Raw genomic sequence first — 20,443 nt, forward strand, 5'->3', positions numbered from 1 at the left:
GGACGATGCCCCGCATCGCCCTGCGCAGCGCGCCCAGCCAGCGGATCGACCTGTCCCATCAGATCGGTCAACAGTTATCTCCCTTGGTATGACCTCTTGCGGCGCGGTCGATATGCCTCGCCCGCTTGCCCCTGAAATAGGCTTTCACCCACGGATCGTCGCATTCCAGCATATCCTCGACCGTGCCCTGCACCAGCACGCGCTTGTTGCCCAGAACCGCGATACGGTCGCAGGCTGTGAGCAGGCTGTCGAGGTCGTGGGTCACCATATAGACGGTGAGGCCCATCGTGTCGCGGAGCTTGGCGACCAGTTCGTCGAAATCGGCCGCGCCGATCGGATCGAGGCCGGATGTCGGCTCGTCGAGAAAGACGATGTCGGGGTCGAGCGCCAGGGCCCGTGCCAGGGCGGCGCGCTTGATCATGCCGCCCGACAGTTCGGAAGGGAACTTCTGCGCGGCATCGCGCGGCAGGCCGACCAGCTCGATCTTCAAATAGGCCAGCTCGTCCATGAGCGGGCGCGGCAGATCCAGGTATTCGCGCATCGGCACCTGAATGTTCTCGAGCACGGTCAGGGCCGAGAACAGGGCACCGTGCTGGAACAGGACCCCCTGGCGCATGTCGATCTGCATGCGTTGCGCGTCGCTGGCCTCGTCGAGATCCTGGTCGAGCAGCCGTATGGTGCCGGCCCGCTTGCGGATGAGGCCGAGCACGGTACGCAGGAGCACCGACTTGCCGGCACCGGAAGCGCCGACGAAGCCGAGAATCTCACCGCGGTAGACGTCCAGCGACAGGTGGTCGAGGACGATCGTGTCGCCGAAACCGACGGTCACGTCGCGCACCGACAGAACCACGTCGCGCTGCGCCGTGACCGCCTGTTCCTGCCGTTCCGATGCCATCACCATCATCTGACCCTAAAAATCGATCGCCGCATAGAAGATGGCGAAAAAGCCGTCGACGACAATGACGATGAAGATGGCTTTCACCACGGAGGCAGTGACGTGACCGCCGAGCGATTCCGCGCTGCCGCCGACCTTCATGCCCTCGACCGAGGCGATGATGCCGACAATCAGCGCCATGAAAGGCGCCTTGATCAGGCCGGCGAAGATGGTCGAAAGATCGATGGAATCGCGCAGCCGGTCGATGAAGGCTTCCGGCGGAATGCCCGAATAGAGCCAGGTGATGAGCATGGCTCCGCCGAGGGCGGCGAAATTGGCGACGATGGTCAGGCACGGAACGGCGATCATCAGCGCCACGAGACGGGGAAACACCAGCACGCCGACGGGATTGAGACCGATCACCGTCAGCGCATCCACCTCCTCGCGCATTTTCATCGAGCCGATCTCGGCGGTGATCGCGCTGCCGGAGCGGCCGGCGATCATGATCGCCGTCATCAGCACGCCGAGTTCCCGCAGGATGAGGATGCCCACCAGATCGACGACAAAGATCTCGGCGCCGAAATAGCGCAGCTGGAAGGCGCCCTGCTGGGCGATGATCGCCCCCACGATGGCCGACATCAGGACGATGATGGGAACGGCGCCGACGCCCATCCGGTCGATCTGGTTGACGATCGCCGCGGGGTTCACCGCATGCGCCCGGCCGAGCTTCATCTGCGCCCCGCCGATGGTCGCCCCGAGGATATGCGCCCCATAGACGATGTCGTCGCGCGCATCGTAGACCGTGCGGCCGATCGCCTCGAGAAGGTTCACGATCCAGGCGCGTCTCGGCCGCGGGCCATGACCGTCGCTCTGGGCGACGGCTTCTTCCACCGCGGCGAGAAGAACCGTCGCGGCCTTCGATTCGCCGGACACGCTTACGTCCGCGCCGCGCGATCGTTGCGTGTGGATCAGCCGCTGGATCAGCCAGGCGCCGGCGGTGTCCAGGCTGGTGATGGCAGCCAGGTCGATCTCCAGCGTTTGAATGTCCGGGCGGGCCTGCAATGCGCGCATCTGCGCGTCGACCTTCGCGACCCTCCTGGTGTTCCAGGCACCGGTCAGGCGACAGGTGACCGCTGCGCCATCCTGATGAAGGCTGATGAGCGGATCCTTGTTCTGTCCGATCGGCTGCTGCACGTCGCTTGCTTCGCCCTGCGAATTGATCAACATTGCACCATCATTAGTGTGGACCAGGCCCAAAGGGAACCGGTTGTCGATGGGACCGGTCGCCATATAAGGCATGTTTCCTCCGATAATTCCGACTTCTGCAAAAGAAGGGCAGAAATGACACGCACGCTGGTCACCGAGATCGAGACGTTTCCCATTGCCGGTGTTTTCACGATCTCGCGCGGCTCGCGCACCGAGGCCCGTGTGGTGACCTGCACGTTGGGCGACGGGGCGGTGCGCGGCCAGGGCGAATGCGTGCCCTATACGCGCTACGATGAAACGGTCGAAAGCGTGGTGGAACAGATCGAGGCGATCCGGCAGGACCTCATCAACGGCATCGACCGTACCGCACTGATGCAGAGCATGCCGCCGGGGGCGGCCCGCAACGCGGTCGATTGCGCCCTGTGGGACCTCGAGGCCAAGCTTTCCGGCAAGCGCGCCGCGCTCTCCGCCTGCACGGTGCCGCCGCGCCCGCTGCCGACCGCCTATACGATCTCGCTTGGCGCTCCCGAAGACATGGCGGCACAGGCCCGCGCCCATGCCGCGCGGCCGTTGCTGAAGGTCAAGCTGGGCAGCGACAACGACGCCGCCCGCATCCATGCGGTGGCAGGCGCCGCCCCCGAGAGCCGGCTGATCGTCGACGCCAATGAGGGCTGGACCGAGGACAACATCCTCGAGAACATGCTTGCCGCCGCCGAGTTCCACGTGGCGCTGATCGAGCAGCCCCTGCCCGCCGGCAAGGACGAGCTTCTGCGCCATATCCCGCATCCGGTGCCGGTCTGCGCCGATGAGAGCGTCCACACGGCAGACAACCTGAAGGAGCTCGCAGGCCTTTACGACTTCGTCAACATCAAGCTCGACAAGACCGGCGGCTTGACGGCGGCGCTCGAGCTTCGCGACAAGGCGAGGGAAATGGGTTTCGGCGTCATGGTCGGCTGCATGGTGGGCACCTCGCTCGCCATGGCGCCGGCCGTCCTGCTCGCGCAGGGTGCCGACTTCGTCGATCTCGACGGGCCGCTGCTGCTGGCACGGGATCGTCCTCACGGGCTGCGCTATTCGGGCTCGCTCGTCTCGCCGCCCGCCCCGCAGCTCTGGGGCTGACCGGGCCCCAAGGCGGTCCGGTCTCCCGGATGCTCGCGCTCAGGCCGCCCTTACGCCGTCTTCCTCGTACGCCACGACGCGCGGCCTGACCCGTGTCGTGGCCGCTTCCGCGCCAAGCACCTTGGCCCAATGGATGATCTCGAACGTGCCGTCGAAATTTTCGGCCAGGGCGGTGCAGCTTTCCACCCAATCGCCGGTGTTCATGTAGCTGACGCCGCGGATTTCCTCGATGGTCGCGTGATGGATGTGGCCGCAGATCACGCCGTCGACCTCGGCCCGATGCGCCTCCTGGGCCAGGACGTCCTGAAACGAGCTGATGAACTTGACCGCCTTCTTGACTTTCACCTTGGCCCACGAGGAGAACGACCAGTAGGGCCGGCCGAACATTCTGCGGACGCGCCCGATAACCCGGTTGACCACGATGGCCAGGTCATAGGCCTTGTCGCCCAGATAGGCGAGCCAGCGCACATTGTGCACGACCTGATCGAACTGGTCGCCGTGGATGACGAGAAACCGCCGGCCGTCGGCGGCCTCGTGGATGGCCCGGTCGGCAACGACGATGCCTCCGAAATGCACCCCCTGGAAGGAGCGCAGGAATTCGTCGTGATTGCCGGCGATATAGATGATCTCCGCCCCCTTGCGCGCCTTGCGCAACAGCTTTTGCACGACATCGTTGTGGCTCGCCGGCCAGTGCCAGGAGCGCCTGAGCCGCCAGCCGTCGACGATGTCGCCGACCAGGAAGATCTTGTCGGCATCGTGATGACGCAGGAAGTCGATCAGGAACTCCGCCTTGGCCGGTTTCGAGCCAAGGTGGATGTCGGATAAGAAGAGGGTGCGAAAGCTGCGGTTTCCGGCGCCGTCCATGATCTCGCCCAAGCCTGCCAAAATCGAGCCCTCTATGGCCCGATTCATGTCACAGGCATGTGACGATGCCTCCTGGAGACCCAACCCCGTCCGACAGCCGGTCGCAGATTTTTCAATCTGAAGTCGGCGCTTCGCCATTCGGCTCTGGAAAAACGCCGCGCCAGGGCCTAATCACTACCCCTCGGTCGCCTGCGGGGGCCACAGAGATTGCCATTACCGGGAGCCGCCAGATGCCGTCCAGAACCAAAAAGCCGGAACGATCCGAATTCGACCAGGCTGCGCTCTTCTTCCACCGCTACCCGGCCCCCGGCAAGCTCGAGATCCAGGCCACCAAGCCTCTCGGCAACCAGCGCGACCTGGCGCTTGCCTATTCTCCCGGCGTGGCGGTGCCCTGCATGGCGATCCACGACGACCCGAGCAGCGCTGCCGACTACACGGCGCGGGCCAACCTTGTGGCCGTGATCTCCAACGGGTCGGCCGTTCTGGGGCTGGGGAACATCGGTCCCCTCGCCTCCAAGCCGGTGATGGAGGGCAAGGCGGTCCTGTTCAAGAAGTTCGCCGGCATCGACGTTTTCGACATCGAGATCGACGCTCCCGAAGTCGAGCGCATGGTCGAGACGATCGCTTCCCTCGAACCGACGTTCGGCGGCATCAATCTGGAGGACATCAAGGCGCCGGAATGTTTTGAGGTCGAGGAGCGCCTCAAGAAGCGCATGGGCATCCCCGTCTTCCACGACGACCAGCATGGCACGGCGATCATCGTCGCGGCGGCGACGATGAACGCGCTGGAGCTCGCCGGCAAGGACATCGCCGAGGTGAAGATCGTCTCGTCGGGCGCCGGTGCCGCTGCCCTCGCCTGCCTCAATCTCCTGGTTTCGCTCGGCGCGAAGGCGGAAAACATCTGGCTCACCGATCGGCACGGCGTCGTCTATGAGGGTCGCAAGGAGGAGATGGATCGCTGGAAGGCGCCTTATGTGAAAGACACCAAAGCGCGCAAGCTGGCTGAGGTGATCGACGGCGCGGACGTGTTCCTGGGGCTTTCGGCTGCCGGCGTGCTGAAGCCCGAGATGCTGGCCGGCATGGCCGAGAAGCCGCTGATCCTGGCGCTCGCCAACCCGGTTCCCGAGATCATGCCGGACGTGGCGCGCGCGGCGCGGCCCGACGCCATGATCTGCACCGGCCGTTCGGATTTCCCGAACCAGGTCAACAATGTGCTCTGCTTCCCCTACATCTTCCGCGGTGCGCTGGACGTCGGAGCCACGGCGATCAACGAGGAGATGAAGCGTGCCGCCGTGAAGGCCATTGCCGCGCTTGCCCGTGAGGAGCCCTCGGATGTCGCGGCGCGCGCCTATTCCGGCGAGACCCCGATGTTCGGTCCGGAATTCCTCATTCCCTCGCCGTTCGATCCGCGCCTGATCCTGCGCATCGCGCCGGCGATCGCCCGGGCGGCGATGGAAAGCGGCGTTGCCTCACGGCCGATCGAGGACATAGACCAGTATCTCGATCGGCTGAACCGCTTCGTGTTCCGTTCCGGCCTCGTCATGAAGCCCGTCTTCTCGGCCGCCAAGATCGCCGGACGCAAGCGCGTGATCTATGCCGACGGCGAGGACGAGCGCGTGCTGCGGGCTGCGCAGGTGGTGATCGAGGAAGGGATCGCCGATCCCATCATCATCGGCCGCCCGCACGTGGTGGAAACGCGGCTCAAGCGCTACGGCTTGCGCATCCGGCCCGGCGAGGATTTCGCCATCATCAACCCGGAAGACGATCCGCGCTACCGCCACTATGTCGACCTTCTGGTTCAGCTGGCCGGGCGGCGCGGCGTGACGCCCGAGGCGGCCAGGACGCTTGTGCGCACCAACACGACCGTCATCGCCGCCATCGCCATGATGCGCGACGAGGCCGATGCCATGATCTGCGGGCTGGAAGGACGGTTCGAGAAGCATCTGCGCTATGTGGACATGATCATCGGCCGCCGCGAGGGCGTCGGCGATCTCTCGGCCCTGTCGATGCTGATCTCCCAGTTCGGCGTGACCTTCTTCACCGATACCTATGTCACGCTTTGTCCGACCGCCTCGGAGATCGCCGAAATGACTGTGCTCGCGGCCGAGGAGATCCGGCGCTTCGGCATCGAGCCGAAGGCAGCGCTGTTGTCGCACTCGAATTTCGGATCCCGCGATTCCGACAGCGCGGTGAAGATGCGCGAAGCCGCCCACCTCCTGAAGCAGATCGCCCCGGATCTGATGTCGGACGGCGAGATGCACGGCGACTCGGCCCTTTCCGAGGCGCTGCGCCAGCGCGTCTACCCGCAGGCCAGCCTGACGGGAGAAGCAAACCTGCTCGTGTTCCCCAACCTGGATGCGGCCAACATCACGCTCACCACGCTGAAGACCATGACCGACGCCCTGCATGTCGGGCCGATCCTGCTCGGCACGGCCATGCCGGCGCATATCCTCACGCCATCGGTCACCTCGCGCGGCGTCGTCAACATGACGGCGCTCGCCGCGGTGGAGGCACTGCAGAAGAGCAGGGCAACGGCAGCCGTCTGAACCCGGCTCCAGAACGCGTCTTCGCGCCGCGATTGCGGCAGAGAGCCGACCGGCGCGTTCTTCGATCAGTCGGGGAGCGTTTACCATGGCACCCGTCGATCGCTCAAAATATACACCCCAGGGTGGAAAAGAACTGCGCGATATGGTTTTATCGCGTCGCAATTTTCAATCACTGGTTAACGGGCGCGCAGCGTTCCGTGGAATGCGCGTGAGCAAGGGGGCTGTATCGCGATGCGTGGCGTGTTGTTCCTGCGGGCTTTTTGCATGAGCATGGGATTGGTCGTCTGGCTGCTCGGCCTATCGGCAAGCGCCGCTGCTCAGACGCAGCTTTGCCGCAATCTCGCATCCCAACTTCAAATCGCCTCGCGCGGCGGGTCGGCGGCCCAGATCAGCAAACTGCAAGGCGCCATCGCCCGGCAGAACGGCGAACTGAGCAAGGTGCGCGGGCAGATGCGGACGGCGCGGTGCGGCTTCGGGATCTTCGGCAATCGCGCCCCCGAATGCACCGCGCTGAGGAAATCGGCCTCGAGCATGGAGCGCAACGTCCTGAACCTGCGGTCGGAGCTCGATCGCCAGGGCCAGGGCAACGCGGTGCGCGACCGCAACCACATCCTTGCAACGATGCGCGCCAAGGGCTGCGACGACAAGCCGGCTGTTCGCAAGGCCGCAGCGCCCACCCCCAGGGAAAAGACCGCCCAGCGGAACGGCACGGCTTCCACCGTAAGGCGGCCCGGCGAGGTCTTCCAGACCATGTGCGTGCGAAGCTGCGACGGCTATTACTTCCCGATCTCGTTTTCGGTCTCGCGAGACATGTTCGCCCGCGATGAAAAGACCTGTCAGGCGCGCTGCCCGGGCAGCGACGTCAAGCTCTATGCCCACAACGTGCTCAGCGAGGAATCGGAAGACATGATCTCGGTCGCCGACGGCGCACCCTATCGTGAACTTCCGAACGCCTTTCTCTACCGCCAGGCCGGCCTCAGCAGGGACACCTGCAGCTGCCGGCCGGATGGGAACACCTCGGTCGTCGCGGCGGCGATCCCGGACGACACCATACCGGCCGACGTCTACCCGATCTCAGAGGCGGGCACGGACGCCGCCACCAGCTTCTACATCCAGCCGACACCATCCTCAAAAGACACCGTCGACAACGCGGTCAGGACCTCGGACGTCCCGCCGACGAGCAAGGCGACGCCGGCCAGCGGCGTTCGTCGGGTCAGGGTCGTCGGGCCAAAGTTTCTTCCCGCCCCAGAAGAGGCAATAGACCTGCGAGTTCCGGCCCAGCCTCGCGCCCGGTAAGCGCGACCCGCAACGGCATGAAGAGCGCCCGGCCCTTGCGCCCCGTCGCAGCTTTCACCGCATCGGTCCACGCCCGCCAGGTCCCGCCGTCCCAGGGTTCCTGCGGCAGGTGTTGCATGGCCTCGCGCACGAAAACCCTGTCCTCGTCGGACAGGCCTGCCTCGCCGTCCGGCTTGTCGTTGACGATCCGCCACCAGATGGAGGCGTCGTCCAGCCGCTCCAGATTGCCGCGCACGGCATTCCAGAAGGCCTCGGCCTTGGCACCGTCGATGCCGAGTGCGGCGAGCCTTCGAGCCGCCTCGTCATAGGGCATGTGCTGGATGAGCTGCCTGCTGAGCCCAGAAAGCTCCGCCGGATCGAACTTCGCCGCCGATCTGGACGTGGCGGTCGGCTCGAAGCGATCGGCAAGCTCCTCCATCGTCGCCGCCGCGACCACATTCTCCGACGTTCCGATCAGCACCGCGAGCGAAGCCACCGCCATCGGTTCGATGCCGCTCTCGCGCAGGCTGGCGATGGACAGGGCCCCCGTGCGCTTGGAAAGCCCCTCGCCCGAAACGGTGGTGAGCAGGTTGTGGTGTCCGAATGCCGGCGGTTCCGCCCCCAGCGCTCGGAACAGCGCAATCTGCGCCCCCGTGTTGGTGACATGGTCATCGCCGCGGATCACATGGGTGATGCCGAGATCGATATCGTCGACCACCGACGGCAGCGTGTAGAGATATGTGCCGTCGGCGCGGATCAGGACCGGGTCGGACATGGAAGCAAGGTCCACCGTCTGCGGCCCGCGCACCACGTCGTCCCAGTGCACTTCGGTGCGCCTGGTCGCGAAGGGATCGTCGGCGAAGTTCGGCAACAGGAAGCGCCAGTGCGGCATGCGCCCCTCGGCTTCGAGCCCAGCCTTCTCCTCCTCCGTCAACTTCAGCGCCTCGCGGCCGTAGACAGGGGGCAGACGGCGGGACAGGCGGATCTTGCGCCGCCGCTCCAGTTCCTCCGGCGTCTCGTAGCAGGGATAGAGCAGGCCCGCCGCTTTCAGCCTGGCGGCCGCGGCATCGTAGCTGCCGAAGCGTTCGGATTGCGCGACCGTCTGGTCGGGCAAGATCCCCAGCCAGTCAAGGTCGCGGGCGATGCCATCGGCATAGTCCTTCCTCGACCGCTCGAGGTCCGTGTCGTCGAAGCGAAGGATGAAGCGGCCGCCATGTTTCCTGGCGTAGAGCCAGTTGAACAGGGCGGTGCGCGTGTTGCCGATATGGATCCTGCCGGTCGGGGACGGCGCGAAGCGGACGGTGACAGTCATGAGTGCGGCGTAGCCGAACCCTTTCCGATTGGCAAGCAGGGCCGTCGATCGGACGGCCCTGCCGGGCCTCAGGCAAAGCCTTTGGTGAGTTCCAGCGCCTGCCGCTCGAACAGCTTTCGGTAGATGCCCCCTTCGAGCCGGATCAGCGCCGCGTGATCGCCCTCCTCGACGATGCGGCCCTTGTCGAACACGAGAAGCCGGTCGAGCGCCCGCACGGTGGACAGCCGGTGCGCGATGACAAGCGTCGTGCGCCCCACCATCAGGCGCTCCATGGCCTCCTGGATCAACACTTCCGATTCCGAATCGAGGCTCGACGTCGCCTCGTCCAGGATCAGAACCGGCGCGTCGGCGAGGAAGGCGCGGGCAATCGCCACGCGCTGCCTTTCGCCCCCCGACAGCTTCACGCCGCGCTCGCCCACCAGCGTGCCGTAGCCCTTCGGCAGGGCCTCGATGAAGCCGTGCGCGCTGGCGAGCCGTGCCGCCGTCTCGATCTCGGACTGGCTCGCGCCGGGGCGTCCATAGGCGATGTTCTCCGCCAGCGACCGATGAAACAGGATCGGCTCCTGCTGGACGATGGCGACCTGTGAGCGCAGCGACGACTGCGACACGTGAGCAATGTCCTGCCCGTCGATCAGGATGCGACCGCCAGACAGGTCGTAGAGCCGCTGGATCAGCTTCACGAACGTGGTCTTGCCGGATCCCGAATGACCGACGAGGCCGACGCGCTCACCGGCGCGGATCGAGACCGAGAAGTCACGATAGAGCGGCTTGCTGTGCCCGCCATAGTGGAAGGTCACGTGATCGAAGTCGATGCGTCCGTCACCGATGGCGATCGGCTTGGCGTCGACGTGATCGGCAACGCCGAGCGGTTCCGCCTGGATGTCGACCAGTTCCTCCATGTCGTTGACCGAGCGCTGCACGTTGCGCACATGCATTCCGACATCGCGCAGATAGCCCTGCAGCACGAAAAACGAGGTCAGCACGAAGGTTATGTCGCCGGCGCTCGCCTGTCCGCGTGCCCAGAGGAGCACGGCGAAGCCGATCACCGCCGCGCGCAGCAGCAGCAGCGTCACCCCTTGCGTGGTTCCGTTATAGGTTCCGCGCAGCCAGGCGCGCCGCGTGCGCGACCGCCATTTGCCGGTGACGCTTGCCAGCCGCCGATCCTCGCGCGCTTCCGCGCCGAAGGCTTTCACCACCGCGTTGCACGAGATCGCGTCTGCGAGCGCGCCACCCAGCCGCGTGTCCCAGCTGTTGGCGAGGCTCGCCGCCGGCGCCACATAGAACAGCGACAATCCAACGGTGATCGTCACATAGAGCACCGTTCCAAGACCGATGATGAGGCCCATCATCGGCCAGTACCAGCCGAGCAGGATGGTGGAGCCGACGAGCATCACCGCCGAGGGCAGGAGCGCCACGAGCAGCGTGTCGTTCAAGAGATCGAGCGCCCACATGCCACGGGTGACCTTGCGCACGGTCGAGCCGGCGAAGCTGTTGGCATGCCAGTCGGTCGAAAAGCGCTGCACATGCGCGAAGGCGTCGGCCACGATGTCCGACATCATCCGCATGGTCAGGGCAATGATGCCGACGAATGCGAAGTGCCGCATGACGATCGAGCTCGCCGAAAGGCCGAGCAGGGTGAAGAACGCGGCCAGGGCGGCGTTCCATGCCGCCTCCTCGCTCGCCGAACCGTTGGCGACCGCATCCACCAGCCGCCCCGAGAAAAGCGGTGTCAATACGTCTGCCACGGTCGCCACCAGCACCGCGAGCACGATGAAGGCCAGGCGAACCGGCTGCCGTTGCCAGTGGCCGAACGTGAAGGCGAAAACGGTCCGAAAGGCATTGCCCCTGAGGGCTTTGCGTAAAAAAGCCATGTCAAAACCCGGAAGCGAAAAGCTTCCGGCCCCGAAAAAGACGAGTCACGGGTGCTGGCGCGGAAAGAGAAACGGGTCTGGAAGAGGGTGCGCCGGCATTCGGTCGGGCATTCCACCGCCAAGGCGGGCGAAGCCACGAGCAGTCGCGCGAAGAGCCGCCGGCACTGTCGGCCGCAGAAGCGGCCGCAACACGTCAGGCGGTCAGCGAGCGCTGCCTTGAATGGAGAAAACAAAGGCTGGCATGCACACCTCCCGAGAGAGCTGAATTAAGGAACGCGGTTATAGCCAAGCTGGTCCGCCCCGCCAACCCCCGGACATTCAAAATTTTCACCCGCAGGTTACGCCGCCGGAACGCGCACCAGCGGGCCGCGAGAGGCGGATCCGGCGCAATACGGGCGCAGTGCTTTAGAAACGCCTTGCGCAACAGATAAGTAAATGCTTATCTGTCAACATGAACGACTCGGACATTTTCCGCGCCCTGGCCGATCCCACCCGCCGTTTGCTGATGGAACGGCTGACCGCCGGCGAACGCAACGCCACCGAACTGCGCGAGGGACTGGGCGTTTCCCAGCCGGCGATTTCCCAGCACATCGCCGTGCTGCGCGGCGCCGGACTGATCAAGGAGGAACGTGCCGGCCGTCATGTCAGATATCGCATCGATCCGGAGGGCCTGCGGCCTCTGGTGGACTGGCTCACCGGGTATCGCGCGTTCTGGCCGGCCCGTGTCGAAAAACTGAAAACGCTGCTCAAGGAGATGGATCAATGACGCCCGCCGATGAGCAAGAGACCAATGAAACCATCGTGCTGGAATGCGAGCTGGACGCACCTCCGGAGAAGGTCTGGCGCGCTCTGACGGTGCCGGAGCTTGCAGCAGAGTGGCTCGGAGCGTGCGGCGACGGCAGGGATGAACCCGGCTACGAGATGCTCGACGCCCTGCCCTTCTCGCGGGTCCGCTATGCCTGGCACGACGCCACGGCGAGCGAGCCGGACACGCTGGTGACCTTCGAGCTTTCGCCGCGCCCCCTGGACCGCACATGGTTTCGCCTGACGCACAGCGCCGAGAAGGCGCCGCGCGCGGCGGCAAACTGCAACGGCAGGCCCACGGCGCTGGCGGCCTGACCGACAATCAACCCGCTACGAAAAGGAGAGGTCGCAATGCGCGGCACGATGGCACTCGTCCCTATGGTTGTGGAGCAATCGCCGCGTGGCGAACGCTCCTTCGACATCTATTCCAGGCTTCTGCGCGAGCGGATCATCTTCCTGAACGGCGAGGTGAACGACGAATCGGCGGCGCTCATCTGCGCCCAGCTGCTCTTTCTGGAATCGGAGAACCCGGAGCGGGAAATCTCCTTCTACATCAATTCGCCGGGCGGTGTCGTCACCAGCGGCTTTGCCATCTACGACACGATGCGCTTCATCCGCAGCCCCGTCGCCACGGTGTGCATGGGCACGGCCGGCTCCATGGGTTCCTTCCTGCTGATGGCCGGAGAGCCAGGCCGCCGCGCCGCCCTGGCCAATGCCAGCATCGTGCTTCACCAGCCTTCCGGAGGTTTTCGCGGCCAGGCTTCCGACATTCAAAGGCATGCGGAAGACATTCTGAAGCTGAAGAAGCGGATGATCGGGATCTATGCGGCCCATTGCGGCCGCACCGAAGACGAGGTGGAACGCACCCTCGACCGCGACTTCTTCATGACGGCGCAGGAGGCCTGTGACTGGGGACTGGTGGATCGGGTCTATCGCAGCCGGACCGAACTCGAGGCCGGCAGGAAAGAGAACCAGGCGGGAGGCGCGTAGGGGATCCTGGCTTCGCCGCTAAAAGAGTCACAAGCTCTTAAATATCAGCCCCTTACGTCCGATCCCTGAATCGGTTCGTGATGGGATAGCGTCGATCGCGGCCGAAATTCTTCCTGGTGATCTTCACGCCCGGTGCCGCCTGCCGGCGCTTGTATTCGGCGATGTAGAGCAGGTGCTCCACCTTGTGCACCGTCTCGCGGTCATGCCCGCGCGCGACGATGGCGTCGACGCTCATCTCGTTCTCGACGAGGCATTCCAGAATGTCGTCCAGAACGGGATATGGCGGCAGGGAATCCTGATCCGTCTGATCCGGGCGCAACTCGGCCGACGGCGCCTTGTCGATGATGTTTTTCGGGATCACCTCGCCCGACGGCCCGAGCGCGCCGGGCGGCACGGTGGTGTTGCGCCACGACGACAGGGCATAGACCTGCATCTTGTAGACGTCCTTGATCGGGTTGAAGCCGCCGTTCATATCGCCGTAGAGCGTGGCATAGCCGACCGACATCTCGGATTTGTTGCCGGTGGTGACGACCATCGAGCCGAACTTGTTGGAGATCGCCATCAGGATGGTGCCGCGCGTCCTGCTTTGCAGGTTCTCCTCCGTCACGCCTTCCCCGGTCCCCTCGAAAAGCTGCGTCAACGCATGGGTGAACCCCTCCACGGGCTCGAAGATCGGCACGATGTCGTAGCGGCATCCCAGCGCCCGTGCGCAAGCTTCCGCATCCGCCAGCGAATCCTTCGAGGTGTAGCGATACGGCATCATGATGCAGCGGACCCGCTCCTCGCCCAGCGCGTCGACCGCGAGCGCCGCGCAGATCGCCGAATCGATGCCCCCCGACAGGCCGAGCACCACATTCCTGAAGCCGTTCTTGTTGACGTAGTCGCGCAGGCCCAGCATGCAGGCGCGGTAGTCCGCCTCTTCCTTCTCGGGGATCTTCGACATCGGCCCGTCCGCGCAGCGCCACCCCTCGTCCTGTCTCTTCCAGGTGGAAACGGAGACGGCCTCCTCGAACTGGCTCATCTGGAAGGCCAGCGACTTGTCCGCCTGGATGGCGAAAGACGCGCCGTCGAAGACCAGCTCGTCCTGCCCGCCGAGCTGGTTGGCATAGAGCATCGGCAAGCCGGTTTCGATGACTTGCGAGATCACCACCTGCTGACGCACGTCGACCTTGCCGCGATAATAGGGCGAGCCGTTCGGCACGAGCAGGATCTCGGCGCCGGATTCGGCCAGCGTCTCGCAGACGCCGAGATCTCCCCATATATCCTCGCAGATCGGGATTCCGAGCCTGATCCCGCGATAATTGACCGGCCCCGGCACATGCGGCCCCGCCTGAAACACGCGCTTTTCGTCGAACTCGCCGTAATTGGGCAGGTCGATCTTGTAGCGCTCGGCGACGACCTCTCCGCCGTCCAGCACCATGATCGCATTGTGCAGGCCACTTTCCCGGCGCAGCGGCGTTCCGATGACGATGCCAGGGCCGCCGTCCCTGGTGTCTTCCGCAAGCTCCCGCACGGCATGCTCGCAGGCCTCGATGAAAGCCGGTTTCAGGACCAGGTCCTCCGGCGGATAGCCCGCGATGAACAGCTCGGTGAAAAGCACCAGATCGGCACCGTGGCGCGCCGCGTCGGCACGCGCTTCGCGCGCCTTGATCAGGTTCCCGGCCACGTCGCCGACAACCGGATTGAGCTGGGCGGTGGCGATGCGCAGGATGTCGGGGGCGGGAGATTTGCGGGCCATGGCGTTCCTGTCGAGAAGGCGGCTGTCCTGTTGCGTGTAGCCCGCGCACCGGCCGGTTGCAACACGTCCGGCGCCGATCAGGCGCTGATGCCCAGCCCCTCCTCGCTGCGATCGAGGATCAGCGGAATGATAAGGTCTTCCTCATCCTCCAGATGCCTCAGAAGCATGGCAAGCAATCGCGTGTTTTCATCCGCATAGGCGTCAGCGGCGAACAGCCGCTTGTCCAGGTCTCCCCCCAGCGACTGAAGGAAGGCGGTGCCCGTCTCGGCATTGCGCTCCAGCGCGTCGTGGATGACGTGATGGTCGCTGTCGAGCAGGTCGAAGCCGCGCACCAGGCGCTTTTCGGCTGCCGCGAACACCGGGAAATAATGCATGTCCTCGATCTGATGGTGCCCGTGCAGCTGCTGCAGGAAGAATCGCAGGCGCGGTGCGAACCATGCCGCGAAATCCTGCGGCGGCAGGCGCCCCTCGCGATAGTCGGAGACGCTCGTCTGCAACATTCCGCCGAGCTCGCGGAACATGTCGTGCCGCTGCAGCCAGAACTGCGCCATGCCGCCGAGATTGGGATGCGTGCCCCAGGTCTCACGCGGATACTTTTCGACGAGATACCGCAGGTCCGGCGGCAGGCCGGTGCGGGCGTCGAGCCGCAGCGTCTCGGGCAGGTCGCTCACGACGATCCGTCGTCCCCGGCGACAAGGACGCCCGGCGACGAGCGTGCATGTTTCGGCAGCCCGTCGTCGCCGATCGTGTAGAAGTCGCCCTGGTCGGCGACGAAAATATGGGCTTCGGAGACGAGTCCGCTCGGCGTCTCGAACGCACCGGCCAGAATGGAGATCTTGTCGCTGTCGTTGCGCTTCCAGAACAACGCCGAGCCGCATGTCCTGCAAAACCCGCGCCTGGCAAAATCGGAAGCCGCGTACCAGGTGAGATTCTCCCCACCGCCGATGTCGACATCCACGTCTCTGACATCGGTTGCCGCGTAGTAGAGACCGGTCTGCTTGCGGCATTGCGAGCAATGGCAATAGACGACGCCGCGCAGCGGTCCCCTGGTGCGAAAACGGACCGCGCCGCAAAGGCACGATCCGTTCTTGTGGTCAGTCATGGCCCTCTCCTCTCGCTTGGCGACTGGAGCTATGACTAGCATTCCGATGCGCCTGCGGGCATCGCCAAAGGCTGAAGCTAAGCTTCAACCGCGTTTCACGCATTGGCGACCTTGCTCGCGGGCATGGCCTGGCGGTCCTTCTTCAGAAGTTCGGCGACCAGGAAAGACAGCTCCAGCGCCTGATCGGCGTTGAGACGGGGATCGCAATGCGTGTGGTAGCGATCCTGCAACTCCTCGTCGCGGATGGCGCGCGCGCCACCCGTGCACTCGGTCACGTTCTTGCCGGTCATTTCCACATGCATGCCGCCCGGATGCGTTCCCTCGGCCCTGTGCACCTCGAAGAAGGACTGCACCTCCTTCAGGATACGGTCGAAAGGCCGCGTCTTGTAGCCGGCCGCGGTGACCGTGTTGCCGTGCATGGGATCGCATGACCAGACCACCTTGCGCCCTTCCCGCTCGACGGCTCGGATCAGCTTCGGCAGGTACTCACCGACCTTTTCGGCACCGAAGCGGGCGATCAGCGTCAGTCGGCCCGGCTCGTTTTCCGGGTTGAGGAGGTCGATCAGCTCGATCAGGCCGTCGGGCGTCAGCGAGGGGCCGCATTTCAGGCCGAGCGGATTCTTGATGCCGCGGCAGAACTCCACGTGAGCGTGATCAGGCTGGCGCGTACGGTCGCCGATCCAGATCATGTGGCCGGAGGTCGCGTACCAGTCGCCCGAAGTCGAATCGACCCGCGTCAGGGCCTCTTCGTACCCTAACAGAAGGGCTTCGTGGCTGGTGTAGAAATCGGTCTCGCGCAGCGCATGCGAGCTCTCGCCGGTGATGCCGACGGCGCGCATGAAGTCGATCGTCTCGGTGATGCGGTTGGCAAGCTCCTGATAGCGCTCGGCCTGCGGACTGTCGGACAGGAACCCCAGCATCCACTTGTGCACGTTCTCGAGGTTGGCGAAACCGCCCTGGGCAAAGGCCCTCAGCAGGTTCAGCGTCGCCGCCGACTGCCGATACGCCATCTCCTGGCGCGCCGGGTCGGGAATGCGGGACGCCGCCTCGAATTCGATGCCGTTGATGATGTCGCCCCGGTAGCTCGGCAGAACCAGGTCGCCCTTGGTCTCCGTGTCGGAGGAGCGCGGCTTGGCGAACTGGCCGGCGATGCGACCGACCTTCACGACCGGCTGCGAGCCGGCAAAGGTCAGCACCACCGCCATCTGCAGGAAAGCGCGGAAGAAATCGCGGATATTGTCCGCGCCGTGCTCGGCGAAGCTTTCGGCGCAATCGCCCCCCTGCAACAGAAAACCGTTGCCGTCGGCGACAGCGGCGAGCTGCTTCTTCAGCTTGCGCGCCTCACCTGCAAAAACGAGCGGCGGATACGTGGCCATGCGCGCCTCGACGTCAGCCAGGGCGGACAGGTCCGGATAGGCCGGGACCTGCTGGATCGGCTTTTCTCTCCACGAATTCGGCGACCACTTCGTCATCTTCGTTACTCGACAGTTGCTGCGGGATCATGCCGGACCGCCTGATCTGCTGCCATGCGGCGACCGGAAGGCCGCTTCTTAACCAATGGAAGCGGCCGATACCAGCCCGGATTTGTGGCATTGATGAAACACCAATGCACAAATAATGCAAAACAAGAGATATTCTGCACCAAACTTGCGCCGAAAATAGCCCGCTCCTCCAGGTCGAGCGCCGCTGCGCGCGGGAAGGACGGGGTCGTGCGATCGGCGAAGGATAGCCCAAACAGGCGGCCGGAGCGCCCTGCCCGCCTTGCGGCCTCCTCCTCAGCCCACCCGCTCGCCCTTCTCGATCCTGTAGCTCGGCTGATACATGGTGACGAGCTCTTCCGCCGCCGACGGATGAACCGCCATCGTGCGGTCGAAATCGTCCTTGGTGAGGCGGGCCTTCAGCGAGATGCCGAGGAGCTGCGCCATCTCGCCGGCATCGGGGCCCAGAACGTGGGCGCCAAGCACCCGGCGGGTCTGCCCGTCCACTACCAGCTTCATCAGCATCTTTTCCTGCCGGCCCGAAAGCGTGTGCCGCATCGGCCGGAAGCTGGCGCGATAGACCTCCAGCTTGTCGAAGCGAAGCGCGGCCTCGTCCTCGGAGAGCCCGACCGTGCCGATCTCCGGCTGCGAGAAGACGGCCGTCGCGATGGTGTCGTGATCCACCTCCGTCGGGTTGCCCTTGAACACGGTTTCGACGAAGCACATTGCCTCGTGGATCGCCACCGGTGTGAGCTGAACCCGGTTGGTGACGTCGCCGAGCGCCCAGATGTTTTCGACATTGGTGCGCGAGAAGCCATCGACGAGGATTTCGCCCGTCTTGCCGGTTTCGACGCCGGCGGCCTCGAGCCCCAGATCCTGCGTGTTGGGGATGCGCCCGATGGCGAGCATCACCTGGCCCGCTTCGATGACCTTGCCGGATTTCAGATGCGCCGCCAGCTTGCCGTCGGCCTGCTTCTCCACCGAGGTCAGGATGTCGTGGCAAAGGATCTTGATGCCCTTGGCCTCCATCGTCGCGTGCAGCTCACGCCTCAGATCCTGATCGAAGCGGGACAGGATCTCCTTGCCGCGATAGACGAGCGTGGTGTCGACGCCGAGACCGTGGAAGATGTTCGCGAACTCCACCGCGATGTAGCCGCCGCCTTCTATGACGATGGCGGACGGCAGTTCGGGCAGGTCGAACGCCTCGTTCGAGAAGATGCAATGCTCGTGTCCGGGAAGCGCTTCATGGGGGTTGGGACGCCCGCCGACGGCGATCAGGATCTTGTCTGCCGTCACCCGCTTGCCGCCGACGTCGAGCGTGTGAGGATCGATCAGCCGCGCACGGGCCTCGAAGATGTCGGCACCGGCGTTCTCCAGTCCCTTGCGATAGAGCCCTTCCAGGCGCGCAATCTCCTGATCCTTGTTCTTGACCAGGGTGGGCCAATCGAATGACGGCTTCGGCACGGTCCAGCCGTAGCCGGCGGCGTCTTCGAAATGCTCGGGAAACTGCGAGGCATAGACGAACAGCTTCTTCGGCACGCAGCCGCGAATGACGCAGGTTCCGCCGAACCGGTATTCTTCGGCGATCGCCACGCGCTTGCCGAGCCCCGCCGCCAGCCGCCCGGCGCGTACACCGCCCGATCCGCCGCCAATCACAAAGAGATCGTAATCGAAATTGCTCATCCTGCTTCCCTGGCTCGAAGACGTTGCCGGGCATCTGCCCGATGTGATGCAAAAGCGTGCCCTTGCGGACACGAGCCCGCCTGCCGAATCTGGCGGCAGCGGCTGCATAGACTTAGAAACGCAGAGGCCAAAATAAAAGCCCGGCACGTTGGCCGGGCTTTCACAACGCCGTTACAGCGCCATGCGTCCATTTGGACGTGCGAAGGACGCTGCAAGTCTTTAAATCTGCGCATCGCGCTTTCTGAAAATCGATTCCGATTTTCGGGCCGATGCGCTGGCGTCAGCTTACTGGTTGGCGCCGGCCTCGTCCGGCTTCTGGCCGCCCTCGCCCGTCGCCTGGAGCGCCGCCTGAATTTGCTGCCCCGCCATCTGCGCCAGATCGCGCGCGATGCCGCGCCGCCAGATCTCACCGGCCTTGAGCACTTCGCGGGTCACGATAGGACCATCCGCCAGCAACTTCTTGCCGGTCGGCGACTGATAGAAGGTGCTGATGTCCTTGAGCTCCTGCTCGCTGAAGACCCGCGCATAGGCCTGTGCGGCCTCGCGCTCCAGGTCGACCCGGCGGCCGGCCAGCTCGATCGCCTTCTCGTCCACCGTGGTGTTGATCAGCTGCACGAGGTCGGGGTTCTTGTTGATCAGCTCGGACTTGAGAGCGTTGGCCGCCTGCGGCAGCACGCTGTCGAAATCATCGGTCGCATGGATCGCGCTGACCGCAGCGCGCGCCGCAGCAAGATGAGTCTCGGAAATCTCCTGCGCGCCGGCCTGGGCGACAGCAAGCGTCATCGCCAAGGCGGCGGAGGTTGTAATGAGGCGGAGGCGCGTTGCCAAAGTCATCTATTCTCACTCCATTATCGTTCAGAAGGCCCCGACGGTCCGCACCCCGCCGTCGCCTGCGATGAAGGCGGTGTCCGCGAGGTCGAGAAACAGGCCGTGTTCAACAACGCCGGGTATGGCGTTCAATGCGCTTGCCAATGCTCTTGGATCGGGAATGCGGCCAAAAGATGCATCGACGATGAGATGTCCACCATCGGTGAGGAACGGCTCGCCGGCTCGCTGGCGAACCGCAAGAGACCCCTTCAATCCCAGCTCGCGCGCCACCTCTTCGACGGCCAGCATCGTGGCCCGCAGGCCGAATGCGTTGACCTCTATCGGCAGCGGGAATTGCCCGAGCGTCTCCACCAGCTTGCTCTGGTCGGCGATCACCACCATGCGCGCCGAGGCCGCGGCGACGATCTTTTCGCGCAGCAGCGCACCCCCGCCCCCCTTGACCAGAGCAAGGCCAGGGCCGATCTCGTCCGCCCCGTCGATCGTCAGATCGAGGGCCGGTGTCTCGTCGAGCGTGGTCAGCGGCACGCCCAGTTCCATGCACAAGCCGGCCGTGCGCTCCGAAGTCGGAACGCCGATCACCGAAAGCCCGTCGGCCACACGCTCGGCGAGCAGGCGCACGAACTCCTCGGCAGTCGAGCCGGTGCCGATGCCGAGACGCATCCCGTCCGTCACCTGGCCAAGCGCCGCCCGCGCCGCTTCGATCTTCAACTCACGCATATCGCTCAACGTGTGGCCCCAATCTCGTTCTGTGCG

Annotated in this window: 18 protein-coding genes; 6 read left to right on the top strand and 12 right to left on the bottom strand. The window is 64.8% G+C overall.

Features of this window, described 5'->3' with window-relative positions:
• Positions 1-67 precede the first annotated feature (67 nt).
• Together NUU27_RS10770 and NUU27_RS10775 are read right to left on the bottom strand one after the other, a co-directional pair.
• Complete coding sequence (locus tag NUU27_RS10770) at positions 68-901, bottom strand: ABC transporter ATP-binding protein (RefSeq protein WP_257762102.1); 834 nt, start codon at positions 899-901, stop codon at positions 68-70.
• Between the two features lie 9 nt (positions 902-910).
• A complete protein-coding gene (locus NUU27_RS10775) occupies positions 911-2,101 on the bottom strand; it encodes an ABC transporter permease (RefSeq protein ID WP_257762103.1) in 1,191 nt (396 codons plus the stop codon).
• Between the two features lie 114 nt (positions 2,102-2,215).
• Here NUU27_RS10775 and dgcA point away from each other — a divergent pair, with 114 nt between their 5' ends.
• Positions 2,216-3,199 carry an N-acetyl-D-Glu racemase DgcA gene (dgcA, locus tag NUU27_RS10780; protein ID WP_257762104.1) on the top strand — a complete coding sequence of 328 codons (984 nt, stop codon included), beginning with the start codon at positions 2,216-2,218 and terminating at the stop codon, positions 3,197-3,199.
• 39 nt (positions 3,200-3,238) lie between these two features.
• On the opposite strand, the gene NUU27_RS10785 is transcribed toward dgcA, so the two are convergent.
• Positions 3,239-4,063 carry a UDP-2,3-diacylglucosamine diphosphatase gene (locus NUU27_RS10785; RefSeq protein ID WP_257762105.1) on the bottom strand — a complete coding sequence of 275 codons (825 nt, stop codon included), beginning with the start codon at positions 4,061-4,063 and terminating at the stop codon, positions 3,239-3,241.
• Positions 4,064-4,293: 230 nt separating this feature from the next.
• On the opposite strand from NUU27_RS10785, the gene NUU27_RS10790 reads away from it, so the two are divergent.
• Positions 4,294-6,609 carry an NADP-dependent malic enzyme gene (locus NUU27_RS10790; RefSeq protein WP_257762106.1) on the top strand — a complete coding sequence of 772 codons (2,316 nt, stop codon included), beginning with the start codon at positions 4,294-4,296 and terminating at the stop codon, positions 6,607-6,609.
• A gap of 264 nt (positions 6,610-6,873) precedes the next feature.
• The gene (locus NUU27_RS10795; protein WP_257762107.1) at positions 6,874-7,905 is read left to right on the top strand and encodes a DUF2865 domain-containing protein; all 1,032 of its coding nucleotides are present in this window, start codon (positions 6,874-6,876) and stop codon (positions 7,903-7,905) included.
• Here NUU27_RS10795 and gltX read toward each other — a convergent pair.
• Positions 7,823-9,196, bottom strand: coding sequence for a glutamate--tRNA ligase (gene gltX / locus NUU27_RS10800; protein ID WP_257762108.1), 1,374 nt, complete (start codon positions 9,194-9,196; stop codon positions 7,823-7,825). The two genes, NUU27_RS10795 and gltX, sit on opposite strands and share 83 nt — an antisense overlap.
• Before the next feature lie 68 nt (positions 9,197-9,264).
• Complete coding sequence (locus NUU27_RS10805; RefSeq protein WP_257762109.1) at positions 9,265-11,067, bottom strand: ABC transporter ATP-binding protein; 1,803 nt, start codon at positions 11,065-11,067, stop codon at positions 9,265-9,267.
• Positions 11,068-11,518: 451 nt separating this feature from the next.
• Here NUU27_RS10805 and NUU27_RS10810 point away from each other — a divergent pair, with 451 nt between their 5' ends.
• Genes NUU27_RS10810 through NUU27_RS10820 form a run of 3 tightly spaced genes read left to right on the top strand, consistent with a single transcriptional unit; the run spans position 11,519 to position 12,861 of the window.
• Positions 11,519-11,833 carry a helix-turn-helix transcriptional regulator gene (locus tag NUU27_RS10810; protein ID WP_257762110.1) on the top strand — a complete coding sequence of 105 codons (315 nt, stop codon included), beginning with the start codon at positions 11,519-11,521 and terminating at the stop codon, positions 11,831-11,833.
• The gene (locus NUU27_RS10815) at positions 11,830-12,186 is read left to right on the top strand and encodes an SRPBCC domain-containing protein (RefSeq protein WP_257762111.1); all 357 of its coding nucleotides are present in this window, start codon (positions 11,830-11,832) and stop codon (positions 12,184-12,186) included. The genes NUU27_RS10810 and NUU27_RS10815 overlap by 4 nt, the downstream gene beginning before the upstream one ends.
• A 36-nt stretch (positions 12,187-12,222) precedes the next feature.
• Positions 12,223-12,861 (top strand): ATP-dependent Clp protease proteolytic subunit, encoded by a 639-nt coding sequence (locus NUU27_RS10820; protein ID WP_257762112.1) that lies wholly within the window; start codon positions 12,223-12,225, stop codon positions 12,859-12,861.
• Positions 12,862-12,913: 52 nt separating this feature from the next.
• Here NUU27_RS10820 and NUU27_RS10825 read toward each other — a convergent pair whose 3' ends face one another.
• The 7 genes from NUU27_RS10825 to rpiA form a co-directional block, all read right to left on the bottom strand.
• On the bottom strand, positions 12,914-14,599 hold the full coding sequence (locus NUU27_RS10825) for an NAD+ synthase (protein ID WP_257762113.1): 1,686 nt from the start codon (positions 14,597-14,599) through the stop codon (positions 12,914-12,916).
• Between the two features lie 77 nt (positions 14,600-14,676).
• On the bottom strand, positions 14,677-15,270 hold the full coding sequence (locus tag NUU27_RS10830) for a hemerythrin domain-containing protein (protein WP_257762114.1): 594 nt from the start codon (positions 15,268-15,270) through the stop codon (positions 14,677-14,679).
• The gene (locus tag NUU27_RS10835; protein WP_257762115.1) at positions 15,267-15,701 is read right to left on the bottom strand and encodes a GFA family protein; all 435 of its coding nucleotides are present in this window, start codon (positions 15,699-15,701) and stop codon (positions 15,267-15,269) included. The genes NUU27_RS10830 and NUU27_RS10835 overlap by 4 nt, the downstream gene beginning before the upstream one ends.
• Before the next feature lie 95 nt (positions 15,702-15,796).
• Positions 15,797-17,173 (bottom strand): class II 3-deoxy-7-phosphoheptulonate synthase, encoded by a 1,377-nt coding sequence (locus NUU27_RS10840; protein ID WP_257762116.1) that lies wholly within the window; start codon positions 17,171-17,173, stop codon positions 15,797-15,799.
• Positions 17,174-17,476: 303 nt separating this feature from the next.
• On the bottom strand, positions 17,477-18,862 hold the full coding sequence (gene gor, locus NUU27_RS10845) for a glutathione-disulfide reductase (protein WP_257762117.1): 1,386 nt from the start codon (positions 18,860-18,862) through the stop codon (positions 17,477-17,479).
• A gap of 285 nt (positions 18,863-19,147) precedes the next feature.
• Positions 19,148-19,696 (bottom strand): DUF2059 domain-containing protein, encoded by a 549-nt coding sequence (locus NUU27_RS10850; RefSeq protein WP_257762118.1) that lies wholly within the window; start codon positions 19,694-19,696, stop codon positions 19,148-19,150.
• Positions 19,697-19,717: 21 nt separating this feature from the next.
• Positions 19,718-20,407 carry a ribose-5-phosphate isomerase RpiA gene (gene rpiA, locus NUU27_RS10855; protein WP_257762151.1) on the bottom strand — a complete coding sequence of 230 codons (690 nt, stop codon included), beginning with the start codon at positions 20,405-20,407 and terminating at the stop codon, positions 19,718-19,720.
• Positions 20,408-20,443: the final 36 nt, after the last annotated feature.

It is taken from the genome of Nitratireductor sp. ZSWI3 (genome assembly GCF_024655565.1).
In the GTDB taxonomy this organism is placed as follows: Bacteria; Pseudomonadota; Alphaproteobacteria; order Rhizobiales; family Rhizobiaceae; genus Nitratireductor.